The 13,247-nt window shown below is 66.6% G+C and carries 12 protein-coding genes and 1 pseudogene; 8 read left to right on the top strand and 5 right to left on the bottom strand.

All coding sequences use genetic code 11. The features are described from left to right. Positions 1-10: 10 nt before the first annotated feature. Positions 11-1,522, bottom strand: a complete 1,512-nt coding sequence (locus C489_RS04715) for a phosphoenolpyruvate carboxykinase (ATP) (RefSeq protein WP_006430018.1) — start codon at positions 1,520-1,522, stop codon at positions 11-13. 295 nt (positions 1,523-1,817) lie between these two features. On the opposite strand from C489_RS04715, the gene C489_RS04710 reads away from it, so the two are divergent. Then, positions 1,818-5,117 (top strand): disk-shape morphogenesis protein volactin, encoded by a 3,300-nt coding sequence (locus C489_RS04710; RefSeq protein WP_006430017.1) that lies wholly within the window; start codon positions 1,818-1,820, stop codon positions 5,115-5,117. Positions 5,118-5,212: 95 nt separating this feature from the next. On the opposite strand, the gene C489_RS21480 is transcribed toward C489_RS04710, so the two are convergent. After that, positions 5,213-5,344, bottom strand: coding sequence for a rubrerythrin-like domain-containing protein (locus tag C489_RS21480; protein ID WP_006430016.1), 132 nt, complete (start codon positions 5,342-5,344; stop codon positions 5,213-5,215). A 122-nt stretch (positions 5,345-5,466) separates the two neighbouring features. Next, complete coding sequence (locus C489_RS04705; RefSeq protein WP_049890614.1) at positions 5,467-6,693, bottom strand: MFS transporter; 1,227 nt, start codon at positions 6,691-6,693, stop codon at positions 5,467-5,469. Between the two features lie 167 nt (positions 6,694-6,860). Between C489_RS04705 and C489_RS04700 the strand changes: the two are divergent. Continuing rightward, positions 6,861-7,462, top strand: a pseudogene (locus C489_RS04700) (class I SAM-dependent methyltransferase). Between the two features lie 126 nt (positions 7,463-7,588). Further along, positions 7,589-7,729 carry a rubrerythrin-like domain-containing protein gene (locus C489_RS21475; protein ID WP_152423099.1) on the top strand — a complete coding sequence of 47 codons (141 nt, stop codon included), beginning with the start codon at positions 7,589-7,591 and terminating at the stop codon, positions 7,727-7,729. 48 nt (positions 7,730-7,777) lie between these two features. On the opposite strand, the gene C489_RS04695 is transcribed toward C489_RS21475, so the two are convergent. Further along, positions 7,778-8,248 (bottom strand): hypothetical protein, encoded by a 471-nt coding sequence (locus C489_RS04695; RefSeq protein ID WP_006430013.1) that lies wholly within the window; start codon positions 8,246-8,248, stop codon positions 7,778-7,780. Between the two features lie 244 nt (positions 8,249-8,492). Between C489_RS04695 and C489_RS04690 the strand changes: the two genes are divergently transcribed. Both C489_RS04690 and C489_RS04685 read left to right on the top strand, forming a co-directional pair. Next, positions 8,493-9,278, top strand: coding sequence for an HAD-IIA family hydrolase (locus C489_RS04690; protein ID WP_006430012.1), 786 nt, complete (start codon positions 8,493-8,495; stop codon positions 9,276-9,278). Between the two features lie 82 nt (positions 9,279-9,360). Continuing rightward, complete coding sequence (locus C489_RS04685; RefSeq protein ID WP_006430011.1) at positions 9,361-9,588, top strand: glycine zipper 2TM domain-containing protein; 228 nt, start codon at positions 9,361-9,363, stop codon at positions 9,586-9,588. An 86-nt stretch (positions 9,589-9,674) separates the two neighbouring features. Here the strand turns inward: C489_RS04685 and C489_RS04680 are convergent, their stop codons facing one another. Next, positions 9,675-10,124, bottom strand: coding sequence for an acyl-CoA thioesterase (locus tag C489_RS04680; protein ID WP_006430010.1), 450 nt, complete (start codon positions 10,122-10,124; stop codon positions 9,675-9,677). Between the two features lie 171 nt (positions 10,125-10,295). On the opposite strand from C489_RS04680, the gene C489_RS04675 reads away from it, so the two are divergent. From C489_RS04675 to C489_RS04665, 3 genes are all read left to right on the top strand, one after another. Beyond that, positions 10,296-12,065: a TraB/GumN family protein gene (locus C489_RS04675; protein WP_006430009.1), complete on the top strand. Its 1,770-nt coding sequence runs from the start codon at positions 10,296-10,298 to the stop codon at positions 12,063-12,065. Then, on the top strand, positions 12,065-12,703 hold the full coding sequence (locus tag C489_RS04670; RefSeq protein WP_006430008.1) for a zinc metalloprotease: 639 nt from the start codon (positions 12,065-12,067) through the stop codon (positions 12,701-12,703). The genes C489_RS04675 and C489_RS04670 overlap by 1 nt, the downstream gene beginning before the upstream one ends. Positions 12,704-12,773: 70 nt before the next feature. Beyond that, positions 12,774-13,247, top strand: a 474-nt coding sequence (locus C489_RS04665) for an AIR synthase related protein (protein ID WP_006430007.1), incomplete at its 3' end; no start/stop codon positions are given.

The raw sequence follows: 13,247 nt of genomic DNA, 5'->3' as shown, positions 1-13,247 counted from the left end.
CGAGGGTCGCTCAGTAGACGGCGTCTCTGATCTCCTCGCGGAGTTCGTCGAACTGCTCGAGGTACTCGCGGCGGTCGGCGCGCAGCTCCGCGACCGCGTCGTCGTAGTCGTCGACGTGGTCGGGGACGTAGTAGTCCTCGATGTCGAGTCCCGGAACGGAGTCGGGGATCGTCAGCCCCGTTCGCTCGTCGTGGGTCCACTCGATGGTGCCGCGGGCGGTTTCGGTGAGGATCGTCACGGATTCGGTGACGCCGATATCTTTCGATTGCTCGCCGAGATAGCCCGTATTGATCACGTAACAGTCGACGTCGAGGATATCGATGAGTTCGTGGAAGATGTTCCCTTCCTCTCCCTCGGGGCCGATGATGAAGGGGTTCGTTCCGACGACACGGATCGACTCGCCGGCTCGCGACGGGTCGCCAGCGCTGGTCTCGATGGACTCGCCCAGCATGAAGGCGACGGCGGCCTGTTCCTCGTCGAGTTTGGCTACCGGCGGCATCAGCGGGTTTCGGGTGATGAAGAAGGCCTGATCCATCCGGTCGAGATCGATCTCGTCGGCCGCGCTCTCGAGTTCGTCGCGGCGGATGATCGCCCGGGAGTTCGCGGTGTATCGATCCTCGTCGAAGTGGACGGTGCCGTCGTCGTCGACCGCGACGTTCTCGAGGATCGCCGACTCGCTGGTCGCGGCCTCGTAGAGTTCCGGCTGCTCGTCCTCGTCGAGGCCGATCGTCTTGATGAACAGCCCCTCGCCCTCGCTGCCGGCGACCGAGCCGTCCGAGAGGAGGCCGCAGACGTCGTCCTGCAACATCGCGGCGTCTTCGGGCTCCTCAAGCCAGCAGCCGTGAGAGGTCAGGGTCGATTTGCCGGTCGCGGAGAGGCCCATGAACACCTGTCCGACGGTCTGGAGTTCGCCATCCGCGTCGCGAACGCGGACCCGTTTGCTCCCCGCGTGAAGCCCGAGGCCGCCCTGCTGTTTGATCCGGTACATGTACAGCCGGAGGAACGATTTCTTGGCTTCGCCGATGTAGTCCGTCCCGAGGACGGTCGTGACGCCGGTGTCGGGACGGACGCGGATCGCGGTTTCGTCGTAGTCGGGCAGGTGGACGGTGTAGAGATCGGGATCTCGGCCGTCGGTCGGCTCGAACAGGCTCGCCCACGCGTAGGCGATTCGAGCGTGTTCGACGGGGACGAACAGGCGACAGCAGAACGTCGCATCCGAATGACGCCCCATCAGTCGATCGACGCAGAGCATCTCGCGGTCGCCCACGAGGTCGATCGCGTCGTCGACGAGGTCGTGATCGCGGTCGGTAAAGTCGTCGTCGACGGCGTTTTTCGTCAGATCCGCGCTCCGCGAGCGGGCCTCGCTGACGTACGACGCCGAGCCGAACTCGGTCGTCGTTTCGGCGGGCGCGGCGAGCTCGCGCAGTTCCTCGAGCGATGGATTGTACCGAACGTTCGACGCTGTGGTCGGATCCGGCAGCTGTCGGACCAGCGGACGGGTCTCCGTCCCGGATTCAGACATATACGTGACCCACCACTGCCCTGATGTATAAACATGGAGGATTTTGACCGTCGTGTGTCACGACCTACCAGCGACGCAGTGTGATATGGCGTTTCATACGCTGTATAGGGGTTGAATAACCGTTTCATTATCAGTCAGAAATAGTCTGATCTGGGATAGGTTTGGAATAGGTACTCGAGTAAGAAATAATTCTAATCGGAATATCTGGGACCGGACCGACGACCGATGAGAACCGATTTTCACATCTGGTATTGTGGGGCGAACTTCCAAGGGGGCGGTTCGAGTTGCCGAGGACATGGATTACGGTCTCGATATCGGACCGGAAGCGATCCGGGCCGCCAGCGATGCAGGCGACGGCCCGACGATCGAATCGGTCCCGCCGATCGCGATGCCGGTCAAGGACGCGCCCGACGCGACGGAGCTCTCCGGGGAAGGGAACACGATCGAGGCGGACGGAACGACGTACGCGGTCGGCTCGGCCGCTCGAGCAGCCGCCGAGGAAGCAGACGAAACACCACACTCGCTGTTCGCGAACGGCGTCCTCGAGACGGCAACGACACCCGACGCGACGGCGGCCGTGGCTGCGCTCCTCGACGACGTGCTGGCGGGTGCGACGGATGGCCGGCTCTGTTACACGACGCCGGGCCCGTTCGCCGACGCGTCGGCGTCGACCGACGCCCACCGCGATGCGATTGAGTCGGCCCTCGCCGACCGCGGGGTCGACGTGACGCCGATCAGCAAGGGATTCGCCGTCGTCTACGACCAGCTCGCGGGCGACAACTACACCGGTCTCGGCGTCTGTCTCGAGTCCCAGACGACCAGCGCCACGCTCGCGTACTACGGCGTCCCGGCGATGGCCGTCTCGATCCCGAAGGGACGCGAGTGGATCATCGAGCGCGCGGCGGGCGACACGGGTCACGATCCGTCGCAGGTCGCCGGCGTACTCGAGGACTTTGTGCTCGACCCCGACGCGGCCGCGGGCGGGATCGAGAGCGCGCTCGCGGCGGCCTACGACGACCTGCTCGCCGCGTTGATCGACGCGATTCGGGACGAAGCCGACGAGAGCGACGTCCAACAGGGGCTGTCCGTCCCGATCGCGATCGGCGGCGAGGGCGCGATCGAGGGCATCGAGTACCTGATCGGCGGTCGGTTCGACGCAGCCACGCTCCCGTTTTCCGTTCGCGGGGTGCGACTCGCGGACGACCCCGCGACGAGCGCCGCCAGCGGCGCGCTCGCGGCGGCTCGAGACGACGTCGAGGCCGACGCGACGATCAGCCGGTCCGCCGCGGATGCCGAACGCGACGACATTCCCGACACCGACGATCCCGCGAGCCCGGACGAGGCGATCCCGGCGAGCGACGCGACCGAATTCGCGTTCGACGACGGATCGGCCGAAGATCGGGCGACCGAACGCACCGACGACGCTATCGACCAGTTGTTCGACCGCCTCGCGAACCGCGACGCCGAGATCGAATCCGTCCGCGAGGATCTCGAGGCCGTGTTCGAGGACCTCGAGTACATCGAGGAACGAACGGCCGCGGCCGAAACGGTCGACGAACTCGACGAGCGACTCGAGTCCTTCGCCGACGAGCTGACCGATCTCGAGGCCGAAAGCGAGACCCACGCGAGCGACGACGCGGTCGACGACCTCGGCGACGATCTCGAGAATCTCGACGACGATCTCGGGGAACTCTCGGAGTCGATGGCGGCGCTAACGGACGAAGTGAACGACCTCGACGCCGAACTCGAGGCCGTCGAGACCGCCGCGGCTGACGAGCGAACAGCCCTCGACGAGCGGCTCACCGACGCGACGGCCGACTTCGAGACCGTCGCCGAACGGACGGACACGGTCGAAGACGGACTTGAGGCCGTTCAGACTGGCCTCGATGAGATTCGGACCGCTCTCACCGACCTCGAGGAGACCGCCGCGACCGAAGCGGCCCTCGAGGAGGTGAACGACCGCGTCTCCGAACTGACCGGCGACCTCGCCGACCTCGAAACGGACATCGACCGTACCGAAACGAGGGTCGACGGGGTCTCCGGACGACTCGAGGAACTGAGCACGCGGATCGACGGCGTCTCCGGCCGGCTCGAGGAGCACTCCGAGCGGACCGACGCGCGGTTCGACGCGGTCGAATCGACCGTCCACGAGGGGATCGCGGCCGTCGATGACGAGATCGAAGCCGTCGACGACGAACTCGAGGCTGTCCGCGAGACGGTCGACGACCGCGCCGCCGCGCTCGAGACCGATCTCGAGGCCGTTCGGGACGTAATCAACCACCTCGAGGAGACCGCGGCGGCCGACGAGCGAGTCGATGCCGTTAGCGAGGATTTAGAAGAACTCGAAACAGCGGTTTCAGACCTCAACGACGCGACCGCCGACGTTTCGGAAACGCTGGATACCCTCGAGTCGCGAGCGGCCACCGCGGGGACAGTCGACGAACTGGCAGCCGACCTCGAGGACACCGACGCGGATCTCGACTCCCTCGAGTCGGACCTGCGATCGCTCGAGGAGACCATCGAACAGCAACTCGACGAGACGGCCGCGGACCTCGAGAGTCGGATCGAGAGTGCGATGGACGCGATCGACGACGATCTCGCAGGGCTCGAGGCAACTATCGAGTCGCTCGAGGCCGAAACGGTGGCGGACGACGAACTCGACGAGGTGCGCGACTCGCTCTCCGACGCGACCGACGAGGTCGATGCAGTGACCGCGTCCGTGGACACCGTTGCGACGGATCTCGAGGCCGTCGCGGACCGGGTGGACGACCTCGACACCGAACTCGAGGCGCAGGTGAGTGAGCTTCGGACGAGTCTTGACGACCGAGTGAGCGACGTTCGATCGACGGTTGCCGAGGATGTCGACGAGGTAGCGGAGACAGTCACCGAACGGGTTGACGAAGTCGAGGAAACGGTCACCGATCGGATCGACGACGTGGAGGCGACGCTCGAGGAGCGAGTGACGACGGTCGAAACCGATATCGACGGCGTGAGCGATGACCTCGCGACGCTCGCAGATCGGGTCGACGAGACTGCCGAGACCGCAACCGCCGCCGCAAGCGACGACGGCCTCGCAGCGATCGAGGAGGATGTCTCGGGGCTGGCCGACCGCCTCGAGTCGCTTCGAACGGACCAGGACGATCTCGCAGAGGCCGTCGAATCGCTCCCCGACGACTCGGTGATCGAGACGCTGGATAGCGACGTTCGGACCCTCGACGGCGAGGTTCAGACGCTCAGCGGCGACATACAGGCGGTCGACGACGACGTCGATTCGGTGGACGAGCGCGTGACGACGGTCGCCGAGCAACTTTCGGGGCTCGAGCAGCAGGTCGAGGGGATCGAGACCCGAGTCAGTGATGTCGAGACGGAGACGGGCAAAACCGAGGAAATCGAGGCGCTCCGGGCAGATATCGAGACCGTTCGATCGGACGCGACCGCCGAGTCGTCGCTTCCGCAGGCGGTCGTCGCGGGCGGTGGCGGCGCGGGCGTCGTGGCCGGCAGCGTCGCCGCGCTCGCGGGCGATGCGATGATCGGCGGCGGCGCGGTCCTCGTCGGTCTCGTGCTCATCGGGGTCGCGGTGCTGCTCGCTCGCTGAGGACTGCAATCAGGTGTGACCTCGCTCCGCGGCGCTGGCGGACCGGCGCGACCGCTCGAGGGAGCGGCTATCGGTGCGGCCGATTCCGGCTGTCGTCAGTCGCGGACCAACTCCACGTTTCGCATCTCGCCCCCGCACTGCTGACAGGTGCTGAGGAGGGCGTCCCCGACGGTCTCCCGCCGCCCGCACTGGACGCAGACGTACTCGCGTCGCTCCTCGAGTGACATATAGTCCCATATTCGCGGAAGTGTGTTAACCCTTTGCACGGTGGCGTTGCGGGTACTTCCGTCGCAGTAGTGTCCCACTGTGACAACGGATCGAGTGTGGGTGGGCCAGTCCCCCAGCGGAATCACTCCTGTTCGGAAAGCAAGAGCAGGCCGGCGAGGAGCGTGGCACCGACGATGGCCGCCGCGAGCAACCAGAACGCAGCCCTGAAGCCGGCGGTTTCCGAGAGCGCGCCGACGATCGCTGGTGCGATCGCGCCGGCACCCATCAGCAGCGTGCGGACGACGCCCAGTCCGCCGCCGGCGACGTCGTCCGGGATGGCGGACATCAGGTACGCGCCCCTGACGGGCCGGAAGCCGTGCGAGCCGATCCCGACGGCGACGAGCAGTCCACCGAGCAGGACCGGGTCGCTCGTCCCGGTCAGGGAAACGAACGCGACCAGCGCGACCGAGGCGAATCCGAGCGTCGCGACGATGATGGGCAGTCGTCCCACCCGATCGCTGAGATTGCCGGTCACCAGCTGTACCAGACTTGCGAGAAAGAGGCTACTGTAGAGCAGGCTCGCAGTCGCCGTCGCGAGCCCCGCTTCCGCGGTGAGGTATCGCGGCGCGAACGCGACCAGCCCGTTGTAGGTGAACGAGAACAGGATCGTCACCATGGCGAACGTCGAGAACCGCCAGTCCCGGAAGAGCGACGCGTACTGTGCGATTCCGTCGCCACGCTCGCTCGAGGTCGGTTTCACCCCAGTCGACTCGTCTGGAAGCCGTCTGGGAACCCGAACCCGGAACGCCGCCGCGAGCGCGATCCCGACCAGCCCGCCGCCAAGAAAGAGCAGTCGCCAGCCCGCGACCGGGCCGAGCGCAAGCGACGCGACGGCGACGACGACCGCGGGCGCGACGACGCCGCTGAGCGCGCCGAACGTGTCCAAGACGCCGAGCGCTCGCCCCGTCCGGGCGGGGTAGGCTCGAGAGAGGAGGCGGACGGCGACGGTCTTGTGCGCGCCGGTGCCGGCTCCGATCACGAGCATCGCGCCGACGAGGACGACAAAGGGGGAGTCGACGACCAGTGCGAGCGCGGCGGCGGCCGCGACGGCCGCACCCGTCGTGATGACGGTCACCGAGCCGAGCCGGTCCGCGAGCACGCCGGAGGGGAACTGCATGGCCGCGTAGACGAGCAGCAGTCCGGAGAACGCGGTACCGAGGACCGCGTCGGAGACGCCGTAGCTCGCCTGAAACGAGTCGAATAGCGGCGGAAAGGCGTAGCGCAGGAATTTCGCGAGAAACCAGATCGCGGCAGTAAGGACGAGGGCGTCGTAGCGCACAAGTCGCCCCACCGTTCGTCGAACCGACATTCGTTCGGTCCGTGAGTCGCGACCGGACGACCGAGTATCCACCGATTCCGGCCCCGTCCGCCGGTGGCAGACGCAGGGAAAGTAATCGGGTCCGTGGGACGGTGGCACAGTCGGGCGGCGACCGGGGGTAACACAACGCGGAAGGCCGAGCGGTCCGGAACGATCGTATGGGATTTCACACGTACCCGGTCGACCGCGCCGACGCCCTCGAGGACCCGTCCCGATACCGGTACTGCTGTCTCTTATACACATCNGAGATGTGTATAAGAGACAGACCGACGGCGTCGTGGCGGATCTCGGCTCGGGAACGGGGTTCTACGCGGACGACGTCGCCCCGTTCGTCGACACCCTGTACGCGGTGGACGTGCAGTCGGCGATGCACGACTGGTATCGGGAGAAGGGCGTCCCCGATGTTGTCGAGTTCGTCACGGCCGAGGTGTCGTCGCTCCCGTTCGACGACGGGCAACTCGACGGCGCGTACTCGACGATGACTCACCACGAGTACGCGTCGCAGACGGCGGCCGATGACGCGGAGCCGACTCCGGCCGCCGAGACCGACGGCGCGCTCGCCGAACTCGCGCGAGTCATCCGGCCCGGCGGCCGACTGGTCACGGTCGACTGGTCCGCCGACGGCGAGTCGGCAGCCGGCCCGCCGCTCGAGGAGCGATTCGACCTCGCGACGGCAAGGGCCCGACTCGAGGCGGTCGGCTTCGATATCGCGTTCGCCCGCGATCGCCCGGAGACGTTCGCGGTCGTCGCGACTCGGTAAACCCCTCGGCAATACCCAAGTGGACATATGTCCAGTATGTAATCGTATTTAGTCCCTCCTTGTTGTATATACGATCGTGTTTGAACCTCCGTAACGCTTTTTCGCGATGAGATCCCAATGTGTGGTATGGTGTACCAAGATCCATACACGCCCGAGCGGTCGTACTACGAGTGTCTGGACTGCGGCCACAGAGAGCGAGCGGACTCCCTCGAGTCCTGCCCAGAGTGCGGCGGTCGAACGCGGAACATCGCGGTCCCTCGAGAATAGCGACTCTCACTCGGTCCAGCGATTGCACGCCCGTCTAACAGCTGCCGGTCAGTCGAAATCGGGCAGGTCCTCAGGCGGCTCGTATTCGGCTTCCCAGTCGACGTACTCCTCTTTGAGCGTGACCGAGACGATCTGTCCGAACTCGGTGAGTTCGGCGTTGATTGAGGAGACCGTCCCCCACGTGTCGAGGTCGGGGTGGTACTCGCGGGCCTGCCAGTCCTCCGGAATGCCGGGCGCGTGGTAGCCGACACGATCGGCGAAATCGTCCCAGAAAAAGTCGAAGCCGGCGAAGAGATCGAGGTCGCGCGCGATCCCGTATTCGTTTTCCTCGAGGTCCGTGTCTGCTCGCCACTCGTCGAACGCTTCCGTCCACGCGCCTTCCTCGAGGAACGCCTGTAACTCCTCGCGGCGGTAGTCGATCTCCTCGGCACCGTCGGCGCTGACGGTCGCGTCCTCGTACTCGTTCGGATCGACGAACTCCAACTCCGGCGGCTCGGGGGGTTCGACCTCGAGTGTCATGGTCGGTCGTAGGTCGGGTTCCCGGATAAGAATTCCCACCGCTCGGCGGGTCGCACAATCGGTCACCGCGTCCTCGGCCGGTTGCGAAGGGCGGTCGGGATCCCGGATGGAACTCCCTTGAGCTGTCGAGCACCAGCGCGATGGGGGCGAGAACCCCCGGGGCGATGGTCCAACCGACGCGCTCGCCGGACCGTCCCGACGGGCAACCAAACACTCAATCGCCGGCCGGTCGTACCGGGAGACGATGACCGAGTACGAGGCGGTAATCCTCGACGTCGACGGAACGATCGTCCGAGGCGAGGAGTTGCTCCCCGGCGCGACCGACGGAGTACGCGCGCTCGAGGCGGCGGGCTGTTCGCGACTGCTGTTCTCGAACAACCCGACGCGGGGAGCCGACCACTACAGAGAGCTGCTCGCGCCCCACGGAATCGATGTCGACCCGGGCACCGTCCTCACGTCCGCGACCGTCTCGGCGGAGTACCTCGCGGCGACCCACCCCGACGCGGCGGTGTACCTCGTCGGCGGGGAGCGACTCGAGGCGATTCTCGAGGACGCCGCGGTCGACGTGACGACGGACCCCGAGGCAGCGGCGGTCGTCCTCGGCTCGTTCGACAAGCGGTTCTCCTTCGGCACGCTCTGGGAGGCCCTGCGCGCCCTCGAGGGCGACGTGCCGTTCTACGGCACCGACCCGGATACGACGATCCCGGTCGACGAAGGCGAGATGCCGGGCTCGGGCGCGATCCTCGCCGCGATGGAGGCCGTCGCCGACCGCGAACCCGACGCGATCCTCGGCAAGCCGTCCTCGGTCGCGGCCGCGGCGGCCATGAACCGCCTGGACGTCGACCCACGGAACACGCTGGTCGTCGGCGACCGGCTCGATACCGACATCGAACTCGGGAACCGCGCCGGCATGGAGACCGCCCTCGTGCTCACCGGGGTCACCGACCGCGCGGATCTCGCGGCGGCCGACGCCGACGCCAGACCCGATCACGTCCTCGAGTCGCTGTCCGCGGTCGACGAAATCCTCTGAGATCCCGTTCAACCTCGGGGCTCGGTCCCACTGTGTGCGCTCGAGAGGTATATTTATCCGTAATAGTCACCATTGTCGACACATGAGAGAACGTATTACCGCAGTGTTGCTCCGCGCCCGATACGCGGCGATCGGCGCTGCCGTCGGCGCGGCGATCGGCGGACTGTTCAGTCGAAACGCGGCGAGTACCGGCGGTGCGATCGGCGGGCTCGTCGGCGCGACCGTCGCGGATACCCGCGGCACCCTCGACACGCTGCTCGAGGACGTCAAAGAGCGCGATCCACGGTCGCAGGAACCCGATACGGAGTAACGGTCTTAGCGAGAGCCCCGAGCGTATGAATCGCTATTTTTCGCGACCGGAGATCCGTCGGGCCGGACATCGGGTCTCGACTCGGATTAGTCGGCCCGCCCCATCTCGTCCGCGAGCGCTTCGTCTCGAAGCTGCTCGCCCTCCGCGGTGCTGACGGTCAGTTCGGGGACCGTCGTCGGCACGTTGTCCTCGTCGATCGCGACGTAGACGAAGTACGATTCGGTGGTCCGCTCGCGCTCGCGGGTCCGGAGGTTCTCGCGCTCGGCGACCAGCCGGACCCGCACGCTCGAGGTGCCCGCGTCGTAGACGTACGCGGTGATGTAGGCCGTGTCGCCGACGGGAATCGGCCGCTCGAAGTTCATCTGATTGACTCGCGCGGTGACACACATCTCGCCCGAAAACCGCATCGCGCTCATCGCGCCCACCTCGTCCATCCACTTCATCACGTTGCCGCCGTGGGCGACATCGAGCATGTTCGCGTGGTTCGGCTGGACCATCTCCCGGTTCTCGATGACGGTCTCCATGAGGTCGGTCATTGGCGGACGTTTCCCGACGCCGACAATCAGTCTTGCTTTCAGCGCGCCGGGCGCGAGGATTCGGGACGGCTCGAGGCGGCCGGGCCGCCGTCAGTCGCCACCGCGATGTCCAGTCGTTTTTCAGTTTCGTGTCCGATACTGGTAAAAGTCGCCGCCCAGTTGGAGCCAGTAATGAGCGATGCAGGCGAGGCCGACGTGCCGGAGCCGCCAGCCCCACCCGACCGCGAGCGCGGTTCCGTCGAGGTCCTCGGGACGGCACACGTCTCGCAAGCGAGTGTCGACGAGGTTCGCGAAACGATCGACCGCGAGGACCCCGACGTCGTCGCCGTCGAGTTGGACGAGGGCCGGTACCGCCAGATGCAGGGCGGAACGCCCGACGACATCGAAGCGGGCGACCTCCTCTCCGGGAACACGGTCTTCCAGTTTCTGGCCTACTGGATGCTGTCGTACGTCCAGTCGCGGCTGGGCGACCAGTTCGACATCGAGCCCGGTGCCGACATGCGGGCGGGCATCGAGGCCGCCGAAGCGAACGGCAGCGGGGTCGCCCTGGTCGACCGCGACATTCAGGTGACGATCCAGCGGTTCTGGAGCAGACTTTCGTTTACGGAGAAGCTGAAGATGGTTGGCGGCCTCGCACTCGGCGTCACCGACCCGCGAACGCTCGGGCTCACCTTCGGTGCCGTCGCCGGCGCGCTCCTTGGATTCCTCGTCGCCGCCTTTCTCGCCCCGCTGCTCGGATTCGGCGACCTCCTGCTCGTCGGGTTGAGCGACCCCACGATACTGCAGTACGCCGGCGGCGGCGTGATCGGCGCGGTCGTCGGCGCGTTCGTCGGCCTCGTCTTCCTCCCCTCCCTCGAGTCCGCCGGGCGGTACACCGGCGGCTACCTCTCCGGGTTCTCGGCCCGGGTTCTCGCCGGGCTCGCCCTCGGTATCGGCGGCTGTCTCGCGCTGGTCGCGACCGAGACCTTCGTCGGCCCGTTTTCGGCGTCGACTCTCGAGAGCGCCGGTATCTACGCGGTCCGCGGGGCGACCGGGACGCTGGCCGGTCTCGGCGTCGGCGTCGCCGTCGGTGCCGTCCTCGGACTCTCTCTCGATACCGTCAGCGGCGATGTCGAAGACGTCGACGAACTCGATATGGAAGAACTGACCGACGGCGACGTCGTCAACGCCATGATGGAGGAGTTCCGCCGGTTCAGCCCCCGCGGCGCGAACGCCCTGATCGACGAACGCGACGCCTACATCGCACACAACCTCCACGAACTCCGCGAACAGGGCTACGACGTCCTCGCCGTCGTCGGTGCCGGCCACAAGGCCGGGATCGAACACCACCTGCTGAACCCCGCGGAGATCCCCTCGCTCGAGTCGATTTCGGGGACCGCCTCGAGCCGCCGGTTCTCGCCGCTGAAGATCGCCGGCTATCTCGTCACGGTCGGCTTTCTGGCGTTCTTCTTCCTGCTGATCATGGCGGGCGTTCGGAACACGTTCCTGCTGAAGCTGTTCGGGGCGTGGTTCCTGTTCAACGGCGTCTTCGCGTTCACGCTGGCGCGGTTGGCCGGCGCGCGCTGGTCCAGCGCCGGCGTCGGCGGCGCAGTCGCGTGGTTGACGAGCATCAACCCGCTGCTCGCGCCCGGCTGGTTCGCCGGCTACGTCGAACTCAGACACCGGCCGGTCAACGTCCGGGACATCCAGACGCTCAACGAGATCGTCGGCGACACCGAGCGACCCGTCGGCGAGGCCCTCGATTCGATGTTCGACGTGCCGCTGTTCCGACTCATCATGATCGTCGCGCTCACCAACATCGGAAGCATGATCGCGACGGGGCTGTTCCCGTTCGTCGTACTGCCATGGCTCGCCCCCGAGATCGGCGGCGTCAACGCCCTGATGGGTGAACTGATCGCCGGGGCCGAAAACAGCCTCGAGCTACTCCGGGGGCTCCTCTGATGGGCTACCGTGCAACGCAGCAACACGAACCCGAACCGGAACTACGCTTTAGCGATACAGAGTTGCGCGACCTCGCGGTGGCGTGGACCGCGCTGAGCGTCGCCTTCGCGTTGTTGCTCGCACCCGTCCACCGCGGCGGGGCGAGCCTCGGCTTCTTCGTCACGATGGTCGGCCTGAGTTTCGTGACCGTCGGCGTCGGCTTCCTCCTCCACGAGATCGCCCACAAGGTGGTCGCGATCGAACACGGCCAACTCGCCGAGTTCAGGGCCGACTACCAGATGCTCTTTCTGGCGCTCATGGGGGCGCTGGTCGGCTTCCTCTTTGCCGCGCCCGGGGCCGTCTACCACCGCGGACGGGTCACGCAGCGGGAGAACGCGCTGATCGCACTCGCGGGTCCGGTGACGAACCTCCTGCTCGCGTTGCTCTTCCTCCCGATGGTGCTCTTTCCCGGGATCATCGGGACGGTCGGCCAGATGGGGATCTGGATCAACCTCTTCTTGGCCGCGTTCAACATGATCCCGTTCGGCCCGCTCGACGGAAAGTCCGTCCTCGAGTGGCATAAGGGCGTCTTCGCGCTGGTCTTCGTCCCGAGCGCGGCGCTTGCCCTCTTCGTGATTTTCCGAGTCGGGATGTTCTGAGACCCGCCTCGAGACGCAACCGCTGTGCCGGACCGGTGACCTTTTGCTCGCGCCGGGAGGTCGTTCGGGTATGACCGAGACGGACGACGAGCGAGGCGATTCGGAGGGACTCACCTACGCCGAGACCGGCGTCGACATCGAGGCGAGCGAGGACGCGACCGCGGCGCTGCTCGAGGCCTTCGGCAGCGACCTGCGAACCGAGTACGCCGGCCTGATCGACATCGGCGACCGCTATCTCGCGCTGGCGACCGACGGTGTCGGCACCAAGCTGCTGGTCGCCGAGGCGATCGAGGACTTCTCGACCATCGGCATCGACTGCATCGCGATGAACGTCAACGACCTCGTCGCGGCCGGCGTCGAGCCGGTCGCGTTCGTCGACTACCTCGCGATCGATGAGCCAGACGAGGAGCTGACCAACCAGATCGGCGAGGGCCTCGCGGTGGGCTTAGAGCAGGCCGACCTCACCATGCTCGGCGGCGAAACGGCGGTCATGCCCGAAGTCGTGAAAGGGTTCGATCTGGCGGGCACGTGTGCCGGACTCGCC

The sequence above is a fragment of the Natrinema versiforme JCM 10478 genome (genome assembly GCF_000337195.1).
Taxonomy (GTDB): domain Archaea; phylum Halobacteriota; class Halobacteria; order Halobacteriales; family Natrialbaceae; genus Natrinema; species Natrinema versiforme.
Note: the sequence above shows the minus strand (reverse complement) of the source record. Positions and strands in the feature narration are given on the sequence as shown.

Bases quoted from the DNA above. Each gene is read 5' to 3' on its own strand.
- C489_RS04715 (WP_006430018.1), bottom strand. From the start codon at position 1,522: ATGTCTGAATCCGGGACGGAGACCCGTCCGCTGGTCCGACAGCTGCCG.
- C489_RS04710 (WP_006430017.1), top strand. From the start codon at position 1,818: ATGGATTACGGTCTCGATATCGGACCGGAAGCGATCCGGGCCGCCAGC.
- C489_RS21480 (WP_006430016.1), bottom strand. From the start codon at position 5,344: ATGTCACTCGAGGAGCGACGCGAGTACGTCTGCGTCCAGTGCGGGCGG.
- C489_RS04705 (WP_049890614.1), bottom strand. From the start codon at position 6,693: ATGTCGGTTCGACGAACGGTGGGGCGACTTGTGCGCTACGACGCCCTC.
- C489_RS21475 (WP_152423099.1), top strand. From the start codon at position 7,589: ATGGTGTACCAAGATCCATACACGCCCGAGCGGTCGTACTACGAGTGT.
- C489_RS04695 (WP_006430013.1), bottom strand. From the start codon at position 8,248: ATGACACTCGAGGTCGAACCCCCCGAGCCGCCGGAGTTGGAGTTCGTC.
- C489_RS04690 (WP_006430012.1), top strand. From the start codon at position 8,493: ATGACCGAGTACGAGGCGGTAATCCTCGACGTCGACGGAACGATCGTC.
- C489_RS04685 (WP_006430011.1), top strand. From the start codon at position 9,361: ATGAGAGAACGTATTACCGCAGTGTTGCTCCGCGCCCGATACGCGGCG.
- C489_RS04680 (WP_006430010.1), bottom strand. From the start codon at position 10,124: ATGACCGACCTCATGGAGACCGTCATCGAGAACCGGGAGATGGTCCAG.
- C489_RS04675 (WP_006430009.1), top strand. From the start codon at position 10,296: ATGAGCGATGCAGGCGAGGCCGACGTGCCGGAGCCGCCAGCCCCACCC.
- C489_RS04670 (WP_006430008.1), top strand. From the start codon at position 12,065: ATGGGCTACCGTGCAACGCAGCAACACGAACCCGAACCGGAACTACGC.